The organism is Leptothoe sp. EHU-05/26/07-4 (assembly GCF_043421015.1).
GTDB lineage: Bacteria > Cyanobacteriota > Cyanobacteriia > Phormidesmidales > Phormidesmidaceae > Leptothoe > Leptothoe turfae.
The window spans coordinates 1,096,308-1,117,959 of the sequence record NZ_JAXSQV010000003.1 but is presented as its reverse complement, the minus strand read 5'-3'; the positions used below and the strand labels follow the sequence as shown (position 1 = coordinate 1,117,959).

The 21,652-nt window shown below is 50.0% G+C and carries 15 protein-coding genes; 10 read left to right on the top strand and 5 right to left on the bottom strand.

The genetic code is table 11. The features are described from left to right. The first annotated feature begins 18 nt into the window (after positions 1-18). The 9 genes from U2F10_RS12540 to U2F10_RS12500 all read left to right on the top strand — a co-directional run bounded on the left by U2F10_RS12540 (position 19) and on the right by U2F10_RS12500 (position 12,545). Complete coding sequence (locus tag U2F10_RS12540; RefSeq protein WP_163699508.1) at positions 19-1,440, top strand: hypothetical protein; 1,422 nt, start codon at positions 19-21, stop codon at positions 1,438-1,440. 143 nt (positions 1,441-1,583) lie between these two features. Beyond that, positions 1,584-2,909 (top strand): FxLYD domain-containing protein, encoded by a 1,326-nt coding sequence (locus U2F10_RS12535; protein WP_499872279.1) that lies wholly within the window; start codon positions 1,584-1,586, stop codon positions 2,907-2,909. A 208-nt stretch (positions 2,910-3,117) separates the two neighbouring features. Continuing rightward, positions 3,118-4,629, top strand: coding sequence for a UbiD family decarboxylase (locus U2F10_RS12530; RefSeq protein ID WP_163664281.1), 1,512 nt, complete (start codon positions 3,118-3,120; stop codon positions 4,627-4,629). A gap of 58 nt (positions 4,630-4,687) precedes the next feature. Continuing rightward, complete coding sequence (locus U2F10_RS12525) at positions 4,688-5,632, top strand: bestrophin family protein (RefSeq protein WP_163664283.1); 945 nt, start codon at positions 4,688-4,690, stop codon at positions 5,630-5,632. A gap of 502 nt (positions 5,633-6,134) precedes the next feature. Continuing rightward, positions 6,135-8,186 carry a c-type heme family protein gene (locus tag U2F10_RS12520; protein ID WP_163664285.1) on the top strand — a complete coding sequence of 684 codons (2,052 nt, stop codon included), beginning with the start codon at positions 6,135-6,137 and terminating at the stop codon, positions 8,184-8,186. Positions 8,187-8,267: 81 nt separating this feature from the next. Continuing rightward, positions 8,268-9,617, top strand: a complete 1,350-nt coding sequence (locus U2F10_RS12515; RefSeq protein WP_163664287.1) for a response regulator — start codon at positions 8,268-8,270, stop codon at positions 9,615-9,617. A 481-nt stretch (positions 9,618-10,098) separates the two neighbouring features. Next, on the top strand, positions 10,099-10,650 hold the full coding sequence (locus tag U2F10_RS12510; RefSeq protein ID WP_250564925.1) for a ferric reductase-like transmembrane domain-containing protein: 552 nt from the start codon (positions 10,099-10,101) through the stop codon (positions 10,648-10,650). Between the two features lie 220 nt (positions 10,651-10,870). Next, the gene (locus U2F10_RS12505) at positions 10,871-12,055 is read left to right on the top strand and encodes a WD40 repeat domain-containing protein (protein ID WP_163664289.1); all 1,185 of its coding nucleotides are present in this window, start codon (positions 10,871-10,873) and stop codon (positions 12,053-12,055) included. A gap of 163 nt (positions 12,056-12,218) precedes the next feature. Further along, positions 12,219-12,545 carry a CU044_2847 family protein gene (locus U2F10_RS12500; RefSeq protein WP_163664291.1) on the top strand — a complete coding sequence of 109 codons (327 nt, stop codon included), beginning with the start codon at positions 12,219-12,221 and terminating at the stop codon, positions 12,543-12,545. 219 nt (positions 12,546-12,764) lie between these two features. Here U2F10_RS12500 and U2F10_RS12495 read toward each other — a convergent pair whose 3' ends face one another. From U2F10_RS12495 to U2F10_RS12480, 4 genes are all read right to left on the bottom strand, one after another. After that, positions 12,765-15,395 (bottom strand): DUF4132 domain-containing protein, encoded by a 2,631-nt coding sequence (locus U2F10_RS12495; protein ID WP_499872277.1) that lies wholly within the window; start codon positions 15,393-15,395, stop codon positions 12,765-12,767. Positions 15,396-15,409: 14 nt separating this feature from the next. After that, entirely contained in the window at positions 15,410-15,805 is a 396-nt protein-coding gene (locus tag U2F10_RS12490) for a hypothetical protein (protein ID WP_163664296.1), read from the bottom strand. A 101-nt stretch (positions 15,806-15,906) separates the two neighbouring features. Continuing rightward, positions 15,907-18,780, bottom strand: coding sequence for a tetratricopeptide repeat protein (locus U2F10_RS12485; RefSeq protein ID WP_499872275.1), 2,874 nt, complete (start codon positions 18,778-18,780; stop codon positions 15,907-15,909). Between the two features lie 87 nt (positions 18,781-18,867). Next, positions 18,868-19,413, bottom strand: a complete 546-nt coding sequence (locus U2F10_RS12480) for a pentapeptide repeat-containing protein (RefSeq protein ID WP_163664300.1) — start codon at positions 19,411-19,413, stop codon at positions 18,868-18,870. 225 nt (positions 19,414-19,638) lie between these two features. Here U2F10_RS12480 and U2F10_RS12475 point away from each other — a divergent pair, with 225 nt between their 5' ends. Continuing rightward, the gene (locus tag U2F10_RS12475; RefSeq protein WP_163664302.1) at positions 19,639-21,159 is read left to right on the top strand and encodes a SagB/ThcOx family dehydrogenase; all 1,521 of its coding nucleotides are present in this window, start codon (positions 19,639-19,641) and stop codon (positions 21,157-21,159) included. 53 nt (positions 21,160-21,212) lie between these two features. Here the strand turns inward: U2F10_RS12475 and U2F10_RS12470 are convergent, their stop codons facing one another. After that, positions 21,213-21,647: an NAD(P)-dependent oxidoreductase gene (locus U2F10_RS12470; RefSeq protein ID WP_499872273.1), complete on the bottom strand. Its 435-nt coding sequence runs from the start codon at positions 21,645-21,647 to the stop codon at positions 21,213-21,215. Between the last annotated feature and the right edge of the window lie 5 nt (positions 21,648-21,652).

Sequence of the window (21,652 nt, the reverse complement as noted above, 5' to 3'; positions counted from 1 at the left end):
GTAGACACGGAGTAGATTATGGGTCGAGATCGCATCATTGAAGCTTATATTCAACGACTGCTGGCTTGGGAAAAACCAGTAACGCACGCAACCCTCGCAGCCATTGCTGAAGAGGTGGGGATTACAGATGCTGAGCTGGAGGCCATTAACAACCAGGCTCAGGCACACCTCACCCGTGGTCGTGCGTACATCGAATTTGGCTGCGTTGATGATGCTGTTAAGGAACTCAACCAGGCAGCCAATTTGGATCCGCTTAACCTGGAGGTGCTGCATTCCTTAGCCAATGTCTATAACCTGCGCCATAACCGCACCAAAGACGCCACGGATCGTCAGCGATCGCTCCTCGTTGCCAGGCGTTGTGTGGAACTTAAACCCGATGACAAGGAAGCACTGGTTTTAATTAGCTTTTTAGAGCATAACCCGGCAAAAGGCCCAAAAAACGCCTCTCAATGGACCCGGCAAAAGGTGGCCCTGTTAGCCGGTGGCGCTGCTACGGTCGGCATTGGGTTAATGGGTGTCAGTCGTTTACCCATGTTCTCTAAACCCCCAGCACCCATGGGGCCTGCCCCCGGCACCATCGTTCCAGGGTCAGCCCTGTATGCCTCCGGCGATGCTACCCAGGCCGCTGCTGATACCGCAGCCAGCACGGTAGAACTAGACTTTTCCGCTGATGTGGACATTCCCGTTTTCTTTGACCATGCGGGTCTGGTGCTAGAAGCACGGCTGTCGGAGCTGGGGGACTACGAAAACGAGGTTTACTATCAGCTGCAGGGCATTTTTATCAATGCCAGTGACCAAGAATTTAGAAGACTTGCGCTGAATGTGGAGTTCCTGGACCGCAATGATGTTGCGATCGCATCCACCAGCAAAGAAGCCATTGCCACCAGCGATGCCATCATTCGCCCTGGCGATACCCACACCTTTAATTTGCTCCAAAAAATTCCCTCAGATTTAGCCAGTGTGCGTCTGGGCGTCACCCATCTAGAGCAGGCCCCCGCCCGCAGAACCTATGTGCCACCCACACCGATCAACTACAGCTGGGAATCCTTAGAATCTGACAGCATCCGCTTTGAACTCGCCAGTCGCAGTGAAGACGTTGGCGTATCCGATATGGCGATACCCACTAAACCTGACAATCTGGACCCGACCGCTAACACCACCGACAAAACGGACACCGATCAGAAAAAGCCGCCCACAGGTCCGAACACTTTTAATGCTGAATGGGTGATTATCAATACCAGCGATGTTCCCATTCAAAAACTCAAGCTCGAAGCCAACTTTTATAGCGCCAACGATCGGCTTTTACAGAAAGAAGACATCCTGGCCATTCAAAATAACGACGCCCCGCTGCTGCCGGGTGAAATCCGCCCTTTCCGGGTGATTAAACCCATTGTTTCAGGGTATACCCGCTATCAAGTTACCGTAGTGGAGGCAGAATAGGTCATAACGCATTGGTTAACCGCAAACACATTCATGCAAAAGATAAATCAGGAATTACCGGCATTTTGTTCGTAATTCCGTGATTTATTGCGTATTGCTATGGTGTAGATGGTGGCGAAATAACCAGGTCAACGGAGTGCCCCATGGGTCGTGAGCAAATTATCGAAACCTATATTCAACGACTATTGGCGTGGGAAGAGCCCCTAACAGCCGATAAACTCAGTGCCCTAGCTGAAGAAGTTGGGTTGAGTTCGGAGGATGTAGCTGCTGTTCAGCAAAAAGCCCAGGACCATCTTGAACGCGGACGCAACTACCTGGACTTTGACTGCCTTGATGAAGCCATCACAGAACTCACCCAGGCAACAGCCCTGGATCCATTAAATTTTGAAAGCCTGCAAACCCTCACATACGCCTACGATCAGCGCTACGGCAAACACAAGCATATCGAAGACAAACAACAAGCCATTGCCCTAGCCAAACGTTGCCTGGAACTGAACCCCAGCAACGAAGACGCGGTCATGTTAATCAGCGCCCTGGAACATGAAGTCAGTGGTCGTCAGCGCCTGCTGTGGTTTGGTTTAGCTGGCCTGTTATTGTTGGGCGGCTTGAAATTCACCGTTGACACGATTGTCAAACGGTCCGAAATCAGACAGCTCACCCAAGACGCTGTCCTTGAGGCCACCCCAGGGCAACCCCCTGGCCAGACCCCAGATCGCCCATCCGCTGCTCCAAACACCGCTGCTGAAGATATTGCAATTGACACCCCAGGCACAGGTACCGCCGTCGATATTCCCATCAACTTTGACCAGCCCGGTGTCGTTATTGAGCCACGGTTATCTCGGTTAGATAACTACACAGATTCCTCTTACTACACGTTGCAGGGCGTGGTGCTCAACGATAGCGATCAAGAAATCGATAGCCTACAGCTACAGATTGAGTATTTAAACAAAGATGGCGTGGCGATCGCAACCGACAGCACAGACGCCATTGCCGAGAATGACGCCACCGTCCGCCCCGGTGATTCCCACGCCTTTGACCTGATCCAAAAAATCACCCCAGAACTGACCGACGTTCGCCTAAACCTCACCACCATCGACGAGGTTCCCGCTCCGCCCAATTACGCACAAGCCCCCCCCGTCGACTACACCTGGAGTTTTCAGCAACCCACCCAGGTCAAGTTTGCATTAGCCACCCGCAGCGAAAACTTCAATCTTTACGACCTCACCGACAGCGCCTTTTTCGATGCCGAATGGAGCGTCACCAACACCGGCGACAGTGCCATTCGCAAACTCAAGCTACAGGCCAGTTTTTACAATACCAACGGAGAACTAATTCTCAACCAAGACATCCTTGCCGTTTACGGCAGCGACGCCCCCATGTTGCCTGGCGAAGTCCGCCCGGTGCGAGTGATTAAATCGATTGAACAAGACTACGCCCGGTATGAAGTCACGGTATTAGAAGCGGAGTAGCCCTCATCTCCCACCCCCTTCTCCCCTGACCAACCCCGCTCATCACTGTGCCAAATCATCCCACCCCGCTCATTTCCTCGCATAATAGAAAATGCGGCTTTACGTTTCGTAAACTTGCATCATCTACCGAGGACCCCCCTTGGTCTCCTCTTCTAAAGGGGGGAAATCTCTGCGGGATTCTCATTACCACAAAGACCCACTTACCCCCATGGCCCGAGATCTCCGCGAATTCATTAACCTAGTCGAACAACGTGGCCAACTACGCCGCATCAAAGCCCTCGTCGACCCCGAGCTAGAAATAGCAGAAATCTCCAACCGCATGCTGCAATGCGGCGGCCCCGCCCTCCTCTTCGAAAACGTTAAAGGCTCTCCCCACCCCGTCGTCGTTAATTTGCTCGGTACCGTAGAACGCACCTGCTGGTCCATGGGCATGGAACACCCCCAGGAGCTAGAAACCCTGGGCAAAAAGCTCGGCATGCTCCAGCAGCCCAAGCCCCCCAAAAAAATCTCCCAAGCCATCGAATTTGGCAAAGTTCTATTTGACGTCCTCAAAGCCAAACCCCAGCGAGACCTGTTGCCACCCTGTCACCAGGTCGTCCTCAAAGGCGACGACGTCGATCTCACCCAAATTCCCATGATCCAGCCCTACCCCCAGGACGGCGGTAAAGTGGTTACCCTGGGGCTGGTGATCACCAAAGACTGCGAAACCGGTATTCCCAATGTCGGCGTTTACCGTCTACAGCTCCAAAGCAAAAACACCATGACCGTCCAGTGGCTGTCAGTGCGGGGCGGAGCCAGACATTTACGCAAAGCGGCTGAGAATGGGAAGAAACTGGAAATTGCGATCGCAATCGGCGTCCATCCCCTAATTATTATGGCTGCCGCCACCCCCATCCCTGTGGATCTATCCGAATGGCTCTTCGCCGGACTCTACGGCGGCAGCGGTGTGCATTTGGCTAAATGTAAAACCATCGATCTAGAAGTCCCCGCCACGTCGGAATTTGTTCTCGAAGGCACCATCACCCCCGGCGAAGTCGCCATTGACGGCCCCTTTGGCGACCACATGGGCTATTATGGGCCGCAAAATGAGCAGGCCCCACTGATCCGATTCAATTGTGTGACTCACCGCAAAGAGCCCATTTACTTAACCACCTTTAGCGGTCGGCCCCCTAAAGAAGAAGCGATGATTGCCATCGCCCTCAACCGCATTTACACACCCATTTTGCGACAGCAGGTTTCCGAAATTGTGGACTTCTTCCTACCCATGGAAGCCCTCAGTTATAAAGCTGCCGTCATTTCCATCAAAAAAGCCTATCCAGGCCAGGCCCGCCGTGCCGCCATGGCCTTCTGGACCGCCCTGCCCCAGTTCACCTACACCAAATTTGTCATCGTCGTCGACCATGACATCAATATCCGCGACCCGCGCCAGGTGATCTGGGCGCTCACCTCTAAAGTAGACCCCACCCGCGATGTGTTTATCCTGCCGGATAACCCCTTTGACTCCTTAGACTTTGCCAACGAAAAACTAGGGCTAGGTGGCCGCATGGGCATTGATGCCACCACCAAGGTACCCCCCGAAACCGATCACCAGTGGGGCGACGAGCTGAAGTCTGATCCAGAGATAGCCGCCATGGTGGAACGCCGCTGGGCTGAATACGGTCTGGGGGATCTAGAGATGGGTGAAGCTGACCCCAATTTGTTTGGCTATGATATCCGCTAGCAATTGACCATTATCAATTAATAATTGTCAATTGTTAATTATCAATTTACCAATGACCATGGCAGAAGATCGTCGACCCTGGTTTAAAACCCTGTTTTGCCTGCGCGGTTCCGTGATTCGGGCGGTGATGCCCAGGGTCGGTATCTGTGTTGGGTTTGCCCTGATCGTAACGCTGTTGGATAACGCAGGCTTTGCCGTTTCCTGGCCAATTTTAGGCGGTGTTGTCCCCAGCATTGTCCTGGGGTTGCTGCTGGTCTTTCGCACCAATGCCTCCTATGAACGCTTCTGGGAAGGCCGCAAGCTCTGGGGCAACATCGTCAATACCACCCGCAACCTGGCCCGCCAAATCTGGGTGTCGGTGGATACCAGCCGCCAGTCTAAGGAGCAGGCGCTGAAATTACTGGTGGCATTTGCGATCGCAACCAAGCAACATCTGAGACAGCAGCCTTGCGCCCATGAGCTGAACCATCTAGTGACTCCCCCACAGCTAGAAAAACTCATGGGTATGAATAGCCCACCGCTAGAAATTGCCTTTTGGCTAGGGGACTATCTACAGGTGCAACAGCTTAAAGGTCGGATTAATGCCTATCAGCTCCAGGCCATGACCTCACAACTAAACAGTTTGGTCAATTCCCTGGGCGGCTGCGAACGCATCCTCAACACACCCTTGCCCTTGGCCTACTCGATCCACCTTAAACAGCTACTGGTGATGTACTGTTTGGCCCTACCCTTTCAGGTGGTGAGCGAGCTCAACGGGTGGACGATTCCGGTGGTTGCCCTGGTTGCCTTTGCTGTGTTTGGTGTGGAAGAAATTGGCCTGGAAATTGAAAATCCTTTTGGGTGCGATCGCAATGATCTGCCCCTAAATGCCATCTGTCAAACTATGGAGCACAATATCCAAGACCTGATAACCCTGACACCAAGTATCGAAAAAAACGAACAACAACCCTGGCAGATCACCACACTGTTGCCCATGGGTAAAGAAAAACAAAATGTCGAATAGTCGAGGGCCGATCTATCAGTTGCCCAATTTTAAAGCGACATAATTCATAAGAGCTGGTTATGACCGCTTTCTCCAGACCCATTCATCTGCAAATAAAGCAACGGTAATTTTACTGATAAGCCCTTCAATCTACAGATTTCATCAAAGCTAAATATTCAGCCTTGAGAAATAGGAACAGAAATTATATATCTCTCCAAAAAAGTAGCTATAACGGATGAAATGTACTCTATAGCTACGGTTCTATCCACCAGGAAAGAACCAAAATATTTTAGCGAATATCTACATACCCATAAATTATTGGTTTTACCGTTGAGCCATACTTTATTCCTCACCATGGCATAACACATAATCGACCCATAGAGGAATTATTGCTGTTGCTGATTTAAGGGATGAAGCGATCGGGCAGGATTGCTTTACATCAGTGTTTCTTAGATTGACCCCTGCCAAGGATCAGCAACACCAAATTATTTATATGCCTAACTTTTAGGGTGAGTCATACACTATGAGGTCTCAACGCCGTCTTTCTAGTCTTGGTAATCAATTTACCAGGATGTTAACGATTATTTTTTTCGTGGGCATTATTGCCAGTGGGTTAATTCTCTCAGCTGCGATGCGTCAGAAAGCTGAGGGCGAAATCGTCCATCGGGCAGAAATATTAATCCAAACCATGAATGCGGTCAGAAACTACACCAGTGCGCAGGTAAGACCCCATCTGGCAGATGAACTGGCTGAAGCGACAGAATTTATTCCTGAAACCGTACCGGCCTATTCCGCCAGGGAAGTATTTGAAGGTTTCCGCGCCGCGAATGAATATGAGGATTTTCTATACAAAGAAGCAACCCTAAATCCAACTAATCCAAGGGATCAAGCAGACGAGTTTGAAACCCAAGTTGTCAATCAATTTCGAGAAAACAGCAAGCTAGAAGAACTCAAAGGTTATCGCAGAATGGAGGGTAAAAAGCTGCTGTACATCAGCCGCCCGCTCACCATTGAAAAAGAGAGCTGTTTAGAATGCCATGGCATCCCCTCAGATGCGCCACCCAGTATGCGGCAAACCTATGGTACTGAAAATGGCTACGGCTGGAAACTAGGAGAAACCGTTGCGGCTCAGACCATATACGTCCCCTCCAGCCAGGTATTTATAGAAGGAAATCAATATCTCTTACTCGCGGTTGCCATCTTTACCGGTGTATTTGCTGTCGTCATTGGCGTTATCAATCACCTGCTAAGAAAAACAGTGATTAGTCCCCTCGGCCAACTCAACAAGCTCATCCGCGACATCAGTCTAGGACAACGGGTCACCCTACCCACTAACTCAGACGGCACCACATCCCTCAGCAGTTTGACATCCCGCACCGACGAGCCGGGGCAACTGGCTCGAGCCTTTGAGCACATGGCCAACGAAGTTGTCCTCAGGGAACAATCTTTAAGCCACGCTAAAGAAAGCGCTGAAGCGTCAACCCAGGCAAAGAGCGAATTTTTGGCCAATATGAGCCATGAGCTACGCACACCTCTCAATGCCATTATTGGCTACAGTGAGATGCTGGCTGAAGAAGCTGAAGACCTTTCTGTCGAAGATGCCCAAACCGATCTGTATCGTATTCAAGATGCCGGCAAACAACTACTGACCCTAATTAATTCAGTCCTTGACCTCTCCAAGATTGAATCAGGTCGCATGGAGCTATTCATTGAGGAATTCTCCATTTCCTTCTTAGTTGAACAGGTTGCTGATGTCCTCAATCCCCTCATTCAAAAGAAGGGTAATAAGCTAATTGTCCATCAGGGAGCTAATGTAGACGTAATTTCGGCCGATCACTCTAAAGTGCATCAGAGCTTGTTAAACCTGCTCAGTAATGCTAACAAATTTACTCAAGATGGAACCATTGCCTTAACAGTTAAATCAAGCATGGAAGGGGATCAACCATGGATTGATTTTATTGTCACAGACACTGGCATTGGTATGACATCGGAACAACAGAAAAAGGTCTTTGAAGCCTTTGCCCAAGCCGATAGTTCAACCACTCGACAGTTTGGCGGCACAGGACTCGGCCTGACCATCACCAAACAGTTTGCCAACATGATGGGAGGAGATATTACAGTAGAAAGTCAGTCTGATAGAGGCTCCCAGTTTACTCTGCGCTTACCTCAAGTGGTTCAAGGCAACCGCCAGCCCATCCAAGAAGAGCAACCATGGCTTTTAGTACTGCAAGCACGCGAAAAGAATGAAGAAGTTATTACTCGTATGCTGCAGCAAGAAACCTGGTTAGTTAAGTGTATTGACAATAGTGCCGATGCCTTGACGCTGGCTCAGGTAGACAAACCACCGACCCTTATTTTAATTGACTTAAGTCTGGAGTCTGATGCGATTCAGTGTATCAAGTCGCTGCGACAGACGTCGGCGTTTGAGGAAATTCCTATTATTGCGATCGCTAATTCAGTTATCGAAACAGAGATCAGCATCCAAATTGCCAATGATGTTCAAAGTATCTACTATCGCAACGATTTGAATTTGCAAGACTTTTTAGAAGAACTGCATGTTTGTGCTGCGGTCTAATTTTGCTAAGTCGGTTGGGCGACAGCTTAACCATGACGTCCTGACATCGTTGAGTGTTCAATCTATCCCTTATTATTCGCCATGCCTAAGGTTTTGTTAGTAGAAAACAATGCATTAAACCGCAAAATGCTGGAACGACGCCTGAAGCATTGCGGATACGAGGTTCTGACTGCAACCGATGGCGACAAAGGTGTATCACTGGCCATCGAAAAGCAGCCCGATTTAATCATCATGGATACGGATTTACCCGTGATGGATGGATGGCAGTCAATCAAAATCCTGAAAGCATCCACGGCAGCGGCACATATCCCTATCATTGCGTTAACAACTAACAATAAATCAGGTAACTGGAAAACAGCGTTAGAAGTTGGCTGCAACGACTACGATACTAAACCCATTGTACTTAAGCGTCTGCTAGGCAAGGTGAATACATTGTTAGGGGTGACATCCCCTGACAGCACATCGTCAGCAGCCAACCCCCTAACCTTCACAAAATTAGAATCTGCGCTATCTCAATTTTCAGAATTAGAAAGCGAGTTTTCATCATTAAAGACACAGTTCACATCTCCGCAGCCTAGCCGGAACAAGTCCTCTGAGGAGTCTCTAAAGGGGCGCTACGAAGTTAGCCGAGTGCTGAGTGAAAACACATTTGGCCAGCGATTATTGGCTAAAGATCTCGACAATGATGCCAAATCAGTCATCATCAATGTCTTTAACCTACCAGTCGGAAATTCTTCACTACTGCCCCTGGTGCGTGATGCCCTGGACTCAGAAATGAAGTTTCTCAAGGTCATCACTCGACAGGATGATATTGCCACTTGCCTAGATTCGTTTGAGCAAGATGATAAATTCTACTGGGTACAGTCCGATATTGTAGGCACATCCTTAGTCGATGAGCTCGACAGTGCGCAATCCATGGGCCACGTCTTGCAGCTAACCCACAATTTGCTTAGCAGCATACACCCCTTTCACCAAGGGAAAATTGTCCACTGTGAATGTCATCCCCAAAGCTTTGTACGTCGTCAATCGGACGATCGCATCATCCTGGTGGAATATGGTGTCCTCAAGCGGCTATTTGTCAATCTGCGGTCCCATTCATTGGCCTACCGCCAAGCAATTTTGAAACACCACAACTATCAACCCGTTGAGCAGCGTGCTGGTAATCCTCAGCTAAACAGCGACGTCTATTCCATCGGCATGATTGTCCTACAATCATTAACAGGACAGTCTCCTGAATGGCTCGTTAAGACCAGCAGCAAGGGCAAGCTAACGGATTTGGTCAAGGCAGATTCGAACATTATTAAACTTTTCGAGCGAATGGTCAGTCCAAATTACCATCTTCGCTTTGAGTCAGCGGGTGAAGCCCTTAAGGCGCTCCCTTTAGGACTAATACTGAAAAAGTCTAACTATCGGCAAGCTTTATCATCCTAAGCTAGAAAAATCGCCCTAAATAACTTAATTCAGCACTTCCCTCCTAGTTTGGCATTATTCAGATACTAGGGGGGAAGTTATGTTGTTAGTAATATGAAGACATAAAAGTCAAGTCATGATTTGACTCTCTACAGAATCTTTAGCAATTCATGGGGAAACTAGAAACTTTTGATAAAGTCTCCGGATCAATATGAGTGGGTGAAATTACTCCGTTCTAACATATATACGTTAGCAAGAGCATTTATTATTTCCCTGCTCAACTACATTTAGCAGGGATTTTTTCAAACGTATCTTGTTTGATCGGGGACACAATGGGTGCATCATTATTTTTCATTTAGTCTAAAGTCGGAGTCTTAAAAATGTTTGAAGCCTTGTTACAGCGTTGCAAGTAGACTCCGTACTCACAGACAATTCGACCGTTAAGGAGATTTCACGCCAACGTTTAGTTCGGTTTGGGCGTCTCCTAAGCAGCAGTTAACCGATGAGTGTTCTACCTGAGATGAGTCTATCGTTTGAGCCCGTGCCCCTTGGAAACCATCTGGGGTTTCTGGCACTGGTTGCCTATGTCGCCACTTTGGCACCAACCATTATCCGCGTTGTCTTTCCAGCTTTCAAAAGCCATAGCATTGTTCGCTGGCTACTCAAACAGCGACGAGCTATTGGCATTCTATCTTTTGTACTTGCGGTTGGTCATACCTACTTTGTCATTCGCAAACGTAATTTTGACTTTTTTGATTTCCATACCTACCGAGCCAGTGTTGAGGGGTTGTCAACACTCATTATTTTTACGCTACTAACAATCACCTCTAACAACTGGAGCATAAAGCGGCTCAAAAAAAATTGGAAACGCCTCCATACATTGACCTATGCCGCCATGTTTCTGCTGACCTGGCATGTCATCAATAAAATGGCAGGTCAGTGGACAATGGTTACTCCAATTGCTGCCATCTGCATTATCGCCATTACAGTTTTGTTCCTGGTTCGCAAAGGATCAGAATTTCAGAAAGACCTGGTTAAAGTCAGAATCAACTAATATTTACCTCATTTCATCGAACCTGGGGGTTCAAACATGGCCCAGCGGATGATTTGAGGTGCCCTTTGTTATTGATATACTCCCTCACTAAACACAAGAGGGGGCCCATTCGAGGATGTCTGTCCACCTCTTTATGGGCAGCAGCCATGGCTAAGGAGTTCTATGTCTAGCTAGGCATAGGCTTCTGTTGGAATTTATCAGTGGTGCCAGTATAAACGTCATGATCGTCACATCAAAATCTACCGAAGCTAAGAAAAGGAACTCATTTTTAAAAAATCTTGCCAGTAAAAAGCGTCAGCAACGCGAAAATCAACCATCTAAAGCTAAAAAATCCCGTAAAAAGAAGACATCCACCGCTGAAAAGCTGAGTTTAATTAGCTTAGTGGCTGCCTGTATCGCAGTGGGTATAGACATGGTTGCGCCACCGATGGCGACCCGTATGGGTGCCGTTAATGTAGCGTCAGGTGTCACCGATGCCCATGCCTCTTTTGGTTTTGATAATCGTTTTGGCTCACGGCAGGCCTTTACAACCGATGCGGTGACCTATGGCAGCACCATGCATGCGGCCAGCCAGATTTTTGCAACGGGGCATTTTGATGGCACTATTTCGGTCTGGGATTCCGTATCTGGCAAGTTGTTGCAATCCCACCAAGTTCATTCTGATGCGGTCGAAGATGTTGTCTTGACTCCGAGTGGCAAGCTGCTGGCCAGCGGTAGCTGGGACAACGATATTCGCATTTGGAACTTAATGACAAAGCAACTGTTTCATGATTTGGTTGGGCATACCGATGATGTGAAATCGTTGGCCATCAGCGAAGATGGCAGCCTTTTGGTGAGTGGCAGTTTTGATAAAACTGTCAGAATTTGGGATATCTGGTCCGGTGAGCTGTTACACACGTTTGAGCACCCCCACGGAATTACGGCGGTGGCTATTAGCCCCAATGGCAAGACTATTGTCAGCGGGGATCGGCGCGGTATGCTTCACGTGTGGGATCTCAAAACTAAGATGAAGCTACTCACGCTGCATGGGCACAAGAGAACGGTGTGGGATTTAGCATTTAGCCCCGATAGCACCATGGTGGTGAGCGGTAGTCAAGATAGGACCGCGATTGCCTGGGATTTGCAAAAATTTGAACCTGTTTGTATGTTTGTGGGCCATGGGCGCGCAGTATATTCAGTGGCGTTTAGCCCCGATGGGCGCACGGTGGCCAGTGGCAGCTATGATCACACAGTGAAACTATGGGATGTGAAAAATCATCAGCGGGTGCAAACCCTGAGGGGGCACACAATGGCTGTATGGGATCTGGAATTTGCTGATGAGGGCAAGGTGTTGATGAGCAGCAGTGCTGATGGTGCAGTGCGCTTTTGGTCCGCAGAGTGGCTGACGAATAGGGCGGCGCTGTAGGAAGAGACGTTGCCGTAATCAGTCAAATTTTGGTTAAGTTTCCTGGAACATCCGAGTCACCTTTTAATGGGGGTGGCTTTTTTTTGCCTGTCGAAATGTTGCTGGTGGGTTGGGTAATTGTGGTACGAGCGTTATAACAGAGCTGATGTTTTAGCGCTTGCTCATGAATTACGAATCGGGCCAAACAGTCCCTGTAGAGTTAGACGATGGCAGCTTGATTTATGTCAAGGTAAAACCACCCCAAGTAACACGGGGTAATTCAGATAAGTTAGGGTCTAAGTCTTCGTTTGATAGGGTAACGTCTTCCATTGAGGGGATTGTGAAGGCCGTTGCAAAGCCGATTAATGCAGCGAAACCAACCAAAGCCAGTGTGACCTTTGGTGTGGAGGTGGAGGTGCAGGAGGGTCATCTGATTGCGGCGTTGGCCAGGGGAACTGGGACGACAAGTTTGGAGATTACCCTGGAGTGGGAAAAGGCTGAGGATGAGTAGTATAAGCTTGAATTATCGTTCAATTCTGCCTGACAGGTAGATACTATGTCCGGCTTCTTGACCATGTTGCCGATCGTCTCTTCTTGCAAAAGGTCAGTGGGGGCGATATTGTCATTCACCAGAGATGAACATCCCCCGTAGGTTGGGTTGATAACTTTATCCAACATTCTCTGCTCCCTTGCGGCTCTCCAAAACCCAACAATCCACTTCAACCCCAACCTACGGGTTAATCTGGCTCAAAATTGTTTTGTCTGTAATTTTTGTATCCTCGGCCAGCAAAAACGCCTTGCTCAAAATCAGCGCCAGGGTCTTATCCCCCTCAAAGGGCAGAAACACTTTATCCGCCGCACTTTTTCCTGCCCGCACAATACACAAATACTGATCATTCGGCTCCATCAAAATATTCCCACTGCCCAGGTGAATCTTATAGGTGCGAATATCCCCCCTCACCACCAAAAATCGTTCCTGAAACGAACAGCGGCTAGCAATCTTCTTCAACTTGGGCACCAAATTTTCCAACACTTGCCGTCGCGTCTGGGCAGTCGCCGATAGCTCCCCAAACGAATAATCATGCCAGTAGTCATAATACTGTCGTCGTCCTTCAGCGCCACCATCCGTCCAGTTTGGATCATTGCCCACACTGGCAACACCCACAAACAAATCTACATCCCGTAACACCTCTGTCAATACCAATGCCGGAATGTCACTCAACGGTATCGGCTCTGCTGGAGCATTACGATAGGTGCCATAACCACCACCACCCGCATGGGCAAAATTACTCGCCGCATCAATTGGGTAAAACCTCACCTGGTCCGTCGCTAAATAAAGATAGGTACCCGCCTCAGTCGTATCGCTACCGTAGTCATCCCCAATCCCTTCAATCCAAAACTCTGCCCGCAAATCCCACTTGGGCAATAGTAACCGTGCCGGTTCATAATCATCATCCACCATCAGCCTCAGCTGATTCTTCCAGCCCCGCTGACCACACAGCGCATTAAACTGATGCTGCTTAATAATGTGGGCTGCAAACCGATTGGAGTACACACGAGTAGTCTCTTCAGCCGCCGTGAGTAGATAAATCTCCCGGTGGGCCTGTTTAAACGGCTGCTGAATCCCATGGTTAACTAACCAACTGCGCCAGGCCTGAATGGTCTCAGTTGTTGCTGTAATCGGATGCCATAGACTGACGCGAGTTTTATGTGTCAACCAGTCAATGGGTTTTCCTTGTAGATCGACTAGATTTGTCTTCAAAGATGTTTGAGTCGTGTTGGCTATCTTGCCTTGGCCCCCTAAATCCTCCAAGTCTGGGGGACTTTGAGCAGAGACTTCCCCCAAGTTTTGGGAGCTGGGGGGACCGTTTTCCCTGTCAAACCAGAACCCTACAGCATGTTTTCCATCTTCTTCAAACTGCCAGAGCATCCGTCTCGCTAAAGTACCCACCAATGGATGATTGACATAACGCTCCTGCCAGATAGTAAAACCCCACGTCTTCTGCTGTAGATAAAATGCCTCGATGCGGTCTCTCTGGGCGGGCAACATCTTCTGAATATCTTTTGCTGCCTGTTTTAGCTCCTTTAGATCCTCACCGTAGTTATCCTTAACGGCCTTAGGCACTGACTTTTGCACGTTGCCATCTGCCTTAAGCCACCGTAGCACTGTGCTACTAGTGCCAGTCACCATCAGCTCAGCCGTAAACTCGCCCAATGTCTCTCGCCGCACGCCCACCTCACTCAACCCATAGGTGGGCACCGCCAACTCTTCAATTTCTTCTCGGGGTAGTCCCTCTCGCTCAGCCGCAGCTGTCAGTGCTTTTTCAATTCCCTTTTGGGCCGTGCCAAACTTTACCTTTACCTTTAACAATGCCAGCTGACCAATGGCATCCGCTGTGGGCATTTGCCCCAAGGCCCACACACAGGCATTGCCCAGCTTCACGCACCGTGGTCCAATGCCAGGAATTTTGCGATAGGCTGAAACTGCTAGTTTTCCCAAAGCACGCACCAACTCTTCCTCGGTTTGATCCGCACAGAGCCACACTAAACCTTTGAGAATGTCGGCATTTTTGTCTTGAATCACATCATCACCACCACGCCAACCGGGCAAAGGCTGCGTGCGGGGCTGGTCTACCAGTGGACACCACTCCACTAGATACTGTTGAAAGGTGTCTATACCTACAGCCTGGCGCAGAGGTTTGGCGCTTTTGAGCCACTTGGCGGTGGGTTTACCGCCAGAGGCTGTAGAGCAGGCTGCAAGCAGTTGAATCCAGGTAGCTTGTTTGGTTTCGGGCAGTGCTTCGATAGTTTGTTTAGCTGCATCAGACCAGGGTTCTCCGGGGGTGACTGCCAGAGTTTTGGTCTCAGCGGAGATTAACAAGCGTAGTTGGTTGGCGGCTTTGGGTGCATCGCCGTAAAGTTGTGACCAGCTGTTGCAGGTTGCTTCAATAGCAGCTTGCAGCTCGGGCGTTAGAACATGGTCTTTGAGATAATCTCGCGTCAGCTTTTTGACAGGTGTATACCAATACCAGGTGCGCAGATTCCGATCTTGACAGGTGACTAGAAATTCAATCACACCGTCTGCGGTAAAAGGTAGTTTGCGATTTAAGATCAGTAGCAACACATTGGCAATACCAGAGGCGTTGCCATAGGCATCACCATCGTCATTGTTAGTCGCCTGTTCCATGTGGTGCTTATAGGCTTGCACCATGGCAAGGGCTAACTCAGCTTGCTCAGCTCGATTGAGTTTAGAGATTTCTTCCCAAATGTCAGACTCTTTGAAGTTGTAAGAGGGACCCTTGGTTGGTTCTTGATGCTCTTGCAGAACTGCTTGGATGATATCAGCATTGTTGATGGTCATGGTTAACCTCCCAACTAACCGCCCACCAGGGGGACCAATTTCATAAAGGTGACCGAAGTCTCAGGGGCAATGGTGATCTCGTCTTCCAGCTCCGTCACTTGTTCGTCATCCACCAAAATGATAAAGCCGTTACTTTGAAAGGCGGTAATGGCTTTTTCAAACTGAGCTTCCCAGTTAATCTTGCGGGGTTTACGCAGTTTGTAACCGTTTAGTGTCTGTTCGGTTTCAGTGGGTTGCACCAATCCTGTAAAAACGTCCGGCTGCTTCGCATTAAAGTCTTTCACTTCTTGATAAACCCGACTGCGAATTAGCTCTCGCACCGTAATCTGTTCGGTTAAAAAATCTAGTACCAGCATGGGGCCATCATCACCCAGGGTGTTGGTATCTCGGATATTTAAGCGGTTTTTCATGGGTTTGAAATGCGATCGCTAAACCTAGCAGACTTAATGACAGCTGACCTAGTTCCTTCTCGCGTATTTAGATTGTTGGGTTTCTCAAAATTCAACCCAACCTACGCCACTAACTCTTTGAACCAGTTGTCCTGCCAAATATCTTCAAAGCTCTCGTCTGCCTGGGCTTCTTCTTTATAGCGCGGATCAATCTGCACCGCTTTCTGCAAATTTTCTAGGGACTTATCAGTCTCCCGCTGTAGGGCATAACAAACGGCACGGTTGTAGTACGTCTTTGCATAGGCCGGGTTTAACTCCAGTGCTTTTTCAAAACTCTTGAGGGCATCCCGGTCTCGACCCAGCTTAACGAGTGCCAATCCGCGATTATCCCAGGCCTTGACTAAATCTGGCTTAAACCGTGTGGCCTGCTCAAACGACGGTACCGCATCTTCAAAGCGCTCTAGATCCAACAGTGCCAATCCCCGATTTAGCCAGGCCACACCGTCGTTTTCCTGAATCTTGACTGCCTTATCAAAGGACTTAAATGCTTCCTCTGGCTGTTGCAAAATACCGTAGGCCACTCCACGGTTCACCCAGGCTTCGTGGTAAGTGGGGTTAAGGGCAATGGCCTTATCAAAGGAAATAATTGCCTTTTCTCGCTGCTTGAGACGGCTGAGCACCATGCCCTTATTGAGCCAGGCTCTTGGGTCCGTATCATTGAGTTCAATCACCCGTTCAAAGGTGGTCAGGGCATCGTCATAGCGACGTAGCTCACGCAGTACTAGACCGCGTTGATACCAGGCTTCTTTGCGCTGGGGTTCCAGGTCAATCACCTTTTGCAACGCCGTTAGGGCCTCATCACGACGTTTCAGCTGGGTGAGGGGTTTACTGCGGGCTAACCACAGTTCCGCATTGTTTGGCTGGATGGCTAGGGCTCGATCGTAGGTTGCGATCGCATCTTCTAAATTACCGGCTTCAATCTGGCCTTCAGCCTCGGCCACAAGCTCGTCAATGGTCTCAAACAGCTCGGGGCGATTAGACTGTAGCCGTGCCAGGCGCTCGGTCAGGCTTTGCAGTTGAGTTTGAGCCGTATCCACAAACGAATCAGCCACATATTCAGGCGTCACTTCCCCTAACTGGCGCATAATCTGGTCCTTTTGCACCTTGGCATCAGTTTGCAAGCTATCCAGCTGCTCCGCAAAGCTCTGTTTTAGCTGCTCCAAATCAGCGGCTGAGGTAGACTGCTCTCCTTCAAACCGGGTTTTCAGGTCGTCAAGGGCTGTAGCAAAGCGCTCAACAATCACCATTAGCCGCTGCTGGGCTTCCTGCTGACGACTACGGGCGGCATTCGCCAGCTCATTGATCTGCGTCCCCAGGCTGGCATCAAACTGATCCAGCTTGTCGATCACCACGTCGCGACGGCCAAACACCACATCACGCACTTGCCCCAATTGCTGGGTAAACTCGCCCTCAAGCTGCTGCAGACTTTGCAGTGATTCTTGCTGCTGCTGGGTCACACTGGACTGCAGCTCCGTAAGCTGACGGTTAAATTCGCGGGCAGCGCCATCAATAGTCTGCAGCGTGCGAGACTGCTGATCACCTGTTTCACTTTGCAACTGGCTGAGCTGATTGGCAAAACTGTTAGCCGTCTGCTGCAATGCTCGAAATGACTCATCTCGCTCGGTGCTGAGGTCCCCTTGCAGTCGTTCTAGCTGGTGCTTAAAGTTGGCGGCCACCTGGTCCATATCCCCTAACAGCACCCCTTTACGACCTTCCACATCCACTCGGAGGGTGGCAAACTGGGTCAAAAAGTCATCGGTGGACTGACGTAACTGCTGCATCAGGTCAGCTTTGCGGCCTTCAATATCGTTACGCAGCTGCTGAAACTGCTGTTGCAGGTCACCCACTGAACGTTCAATGGTCTGCAGTGCTAATTCTTTATGGCCCAGGGCATTAGCCTGCATCTCGTTCAGCTGCTGGGCAAATTCTCCCCGGCTTTGCTGCATTTCCTGGGTAAAGTCCCCCCGATCCTGCTGCATTTCTTCGATAATGTTGTCCCGCTGCTGCTCCAGCTGTGCTTTCATTGCCTTACGCAAATCTTCCAGCTGGGGGCCAATATTTTTTTCCAGGCTGGTCAGCTTTTCTAACCAGCGATCTCGCTGCTCAATGGTGTTGGCCTGTAGTGTACCAATCTCGTCAGAAAAGATAGATTCTTTGCGCTCTAGCTCATCGAGATAAATACCTTGGCGATGGTCAGCGGTGGCTTTAAGACCTGCCAAATGATTATCCAGGGTGGACTGGGCAGTATCTAACCCCTGAAATACAGACTGTTGCTGCCGCCGGGTATCGGCTTGGAGAGTTTGCAGCTGCTGAATCGTGGTCTGTTTCAGGTTATCCAGCTCTTGCAGAAAATCGGTTTGGGTCGTGCCAAAAGACTGGCGAGCATTATCCAGCTCCGTTTGCCAATCTTTAACGGTTCGTGCCTTCAGGTCAGTAATATCCGCCAGTAGCTTGGTTAAACTATTGCGCTGGGTGGTCAGGTCTCGCTGAAAACTGGTGGAGCGTTCCACCAGCTCATCGGCGCGGTCGTCAGCCTCAGCCAAAATGCCATCAATTCTACGGGTGGCAGCCTGGATCTTGCTCTCCAGGTTTTCGATTTCATTGAGCTGACCAAGGACGTTTTTAGTCACATTCTTGGTGATTTCTGTTTCCACCGCACTGCGCATTACCCAGAGCATGGCCATCCCCATCCCCAGGAGCAAGATCAAGGTGCCGATCAAAATGCTCAGCAGCACAATGCTCCAGTCAGAAGAATCACCAGCATCGTCAGGACGCTGATTCACAGCCGTCGTCGCTTCAGCCGTGGAGCTGTTACCCAAGGATGTGATCGTGGTGTCCGTCTGGGCATGACCCGGTCGAATGGGAGCACACATTAAGATCAGCATGAGGGCCAACTTTGGCCAATTAGCGGATTTTGATGATGCGCTCACAGTCATAGAGGGGAAGGGCAGGACAGGTCTTAAAGACTGCTCATAGCATACCTGAGCTAGGGCGGCTTGTAGAGGCGTTCCACCGGAACGCCTCTACAATTCATTCTCGCTATTTTCTATAGGATAACCATCGGGACCAATGGTGGTGCGATCGCATATCACGTCACTTAAATCCACCTGCCGGGCCCGGAATAAATTAGCACCCCGCAAATCTACCTGGGTTAAGTTGGCCTGGGTTAAGTTGGCCCGACTTAAATTCACCTGACGTAGATCGGCTCCCGTTAAATCAGCCCCGGTTAAGTCAGCCCTGTAAAGGTTGGCCTGATACAACGTCGCGTCAGATAACTTGGCTCCCCGCAAATTCCCATAGGACAGGATGGCCCGCTGTAGGTTAGCTTGCGACAAATCTGAAGCCTGTAGTAAGGCATTACCCAGATTGGCATCCGTTAAGGTGGCCTCAATTAACCGCACCCGACTGAGCTTGGCATAGGGTAAATAGGCTCCCTGCAGGTGAGCACCCGTGAGATCACAGTTGCGGATATCGCAATCAAATAAGTTAGCTGCTTCTAGCACAATGTCTTGAAAGTCACGTTTCCCAGCTTGATAGGCCGCTAAGAATTCATCAACCGTCATACCCATCTACGTCAAAATTGAATTGGATACCTGCCACTTGCGATAAGGCCAGCCTCCAACTGGCTCAATAAATATTGCTCCAGAAATGTTTGGCACCTGAAAGCAAGATGTTACAGAATGTAAATTAAGATACATATCGTAGAAAAAAGGCTTTCTTAAGCGTCACTTAAGATTTTCGGGGGCATCCTCGGCCTTGGGTATCCACTCAATCGATAGCTCCACTGCACAGCCATGACTAAGGCATCGCGCTCTCTCGCCTATCACTATCACCAACGCACTAAGTATTTCCCCGATGCGCTGCCCCAAGGAACCCTAAACTGGGCTGACCAGCCTGAAGTTTACAAACGTTATCCCTTGGGCAGCCGGTTTGATCTACAGGGCTATTTAGGAGCGGTGGAACGTCCCAGCGATCAATGGTGGCAGCGGCTATCGCAATTTTTATTCCACAGCTATGGGTTAACGGCCAAATTTACCAGCACGATAGGGGATACGGTTTATCTGCGTTCGGCCCCATCCGCCGGTGCGCTGTACCCGGCAGAAGTTTACTTGATTTCCCGGGGCACATCCCATCTGCCTGCTGGTTTATACAATTACCAGGTCAAGACCCATAGTTTGGTGCGGTTCTGGGACGATCATCCGTGGCAGCGATTGCAGGAGGCTTGTTTTTGGCATCCGGCCCTGGAGCACACTCACCTGGCGATGGTGACCAGCGTTGTGTTCCAGCGTTCGGTCTGGCGTTATCAGGCCCGGGCCTATCGTCGGGTATGTCTGGACACAGGCCATTTATTGGGCAATGTGGATCTGGCGGCATCGCTGTGTGACTATCGCCCCCATCTGATCGGTGGATTTGTGGATGATGCGGTGAATGATCTGCTGTACCTGAACCCAGAAGAGGAGGGTGCGATCGCGGTTTTAGCCCTGGCCGATTTGCTACAGGTCGAGCAGAACCTACCCCGGGGCTGCACCACATTGTCCAGTGATTTACAGGTATCTGAGCATGGGGTGACGGTAGATGACGGTCAGCTGCTGGCCGCACTGCATCAGGCCAGCAAAATTACCCCTCAGCCAGATAAAAGTCTGGAGCAAGCCCGGTTAGATCATTCGCCTCAACTCGCTGGCTCCCAGTATGCGTTTCCATTTGGCAATAACGCCAGTACCAAAGTAGCCCCTATCAGTTGGGGAGAAGGGCTGGAGTATTTGACTAAATCTATGCTGCACCGGCGTTCGACTCGCCGTTATCGGGGTGCGGCAATTTCCTTGGATCCTCTACGGCAGCTGCTGGATTTTACCTATCACCCTGAAAACTATAGCGAACAAGGGTTCGACCCGCAGCCCGACTATTTTGATTTGAGCCTGATTCAGACGTTTATCGTCGTGTTGGCCGTCAACAATCTGGATGCAGGCTGCTATTACTACGATCCGGCAGAAACCACCCTACGACAGGTGCGGTTTAAGCATTTCCGGCGCGAGCTACATCATCTTTGCTTAGAACAGCACTTAGGCCGTGATGCCAGTGTGGCCATTATGCATACGGCCAATTTGAAACAGGCCGTTGAGCGCCATTGTGATCGGACATATCGCTATTTGCACATGGATGCCGGTCATCTAGGGCAGCGGCTGAATGTGGCAGCCACACGCTTAGGTCTCGGTGTGAGCGGCATTGCCGGGTTCTTTGACGATCAGGTCAATGACGTCCTCGGCATCCCCGAGGATGAGGCCGTGCTATACATCACCACCATCGGCGTACCTTAAGCTCCTGATGCGGAAAGCGGGCAGGGTCCTCCCGTCCGATCTCCGTACACCCTTTAGATCCCCCCCATCTCTCGCAGACTACGAGCAATCGCTGACATATCTTCATCCCCAAAGCCCTGAGCGATCAGCCCACTCTCAATCTGCTCCACATAGGCTGCCATGGGTAGTGGCAACCCCAGTTCGCGGGCTGCCTCCAGAGCAATGAGCAAATCTTTGCGGTGCAGCCGCATCCGGAACCCAAGGGGATAGGTATTATCGAGCATATTGCCAGACCGATTGGTAAAGGCCCAAGAACTAGCCGCACCACCACCCACGGCCTGGACGACTTTTTCCATATCCAACTCCGCTTTTAGCCCCAGAGCTAACCCTTCAGCAACGGCCCAAAAGGTACCTGCAACAACGATCTGATTAATGGCCTTGGTGGTTTGCCCAGCACCGATGGGGCCAACGTGGGTAATTGTTTTACCCAGGGCCTGCAGGACAGGCATCGCTT

Excerpts from the sequence above, each read along its gene's own strand:
- U2F10_RS12475 (WP_163664302.1), top strand. The coding sequence starts at position 19,639 with ATGACTAAGGCATCGCGCTCTCTCGCCTATCACTATCACCAACGCACT.
- U2F10_RS12470 (WP_499872273.1), bottom strand. The coding sequence starts at position 21,647 with ATGCCTGTCCTGCAGGCCCTGGGTAAAACAATTACCCACGTTGGCCCC.
- U2F10_RS12505 (WP_163664289.1), top strand. The coding sequence starts at position 10,871 with ATGATCGTCACATCAAAATCTACCGAAGCTAAGAAAAGGAACTCATTT.
- U2F10_RS12535 (WP_499872279.1), top strand. The coding sequence starts at position 1,584 with ATGGGTCGTGAGCAAATTATCGAAACCTATATTCAACGACTATTGGCG.
- U2F10_RS12515 (WP_163664287.1), top strand. The coding sequence starts at position 8,268 with ATGCCTAAGGTTTTGTTAGTAGAAAACAATGCATTAAACCGCAAAATG.
- U2F10_RS12540 (WP_163699508.1), top strand. The coding sequence starts at position 19 with ATGGGTCGAGATCGCATCATTGAAGCTTATATTCAACGACTGCTGGCT.
- U2F10_RS12520 (WP_163664285.1), top strand. The coding sequence starts at position 6,135 with ATGAGGTCTCAACGCCGTCTTTCTAGTCTTGGTAATCAATTTACCAGG.
- U2F10_RS12510 (WP_250564925.1), top strand. The coding sequence starts at position 10,099 with ATGAGTGTTCTACCTGAGATGAGTCTATCGTTTGAGCCCGTGCCCCTT.
- U2F10_RS12480 (WP_163664300.1), bottom strand. The coding sequence starts at position 19,413 with ATGGGTATGACGGTTGATGAATTCTTAGCGGCCTATCAAGCTGGGAAA.
- U2F10_RS12525 (WP_163664283.1), top strand. The coding sequence starts at position 4,688 with ATGGCAGAAGATCGTCGACCCTGGTTTAAAACCCTGTTTTGCCTGCGC.
- U2F10_RS12500 (WP_163664291.1), top strand. The coding sequence starts at position 12,219 with ATGAATTACGAATCGGGCCAAACAGTCCCTGTAGAGTTAGACGATGGC.
- U2F10_RS12485 (WP_499872275.1), bottom strand. The coding sequence starts at position 18,780 with ATGACTGTGAGCGCATCATCAAAATCCGCTAATTGGCCAAAGTTGGCC.
- U2F10_RS12490 (WP_163664296.1), bottom strand. The coding sequence starts at position 15,805 with ATGAAAAACCGCTTAAATATCCGAGATACCAACACCCTGGGTGATGAT.
- U2F10_RS12530 (WP_163664281.1), top strand. The coding sequence starts at position 3,118 with ATGGCCCGAGATCTCCGCGAATTCATTAACCTAGTCGAACAACGTGGC.
- U2F10_RS12495 (WP_499872277.1), bottom strand. The coding sequence starts at position 15,395 with ATGACCATCAACAATGCTGATATCATCCAAGCAGTTCTGCAAGAGCAT.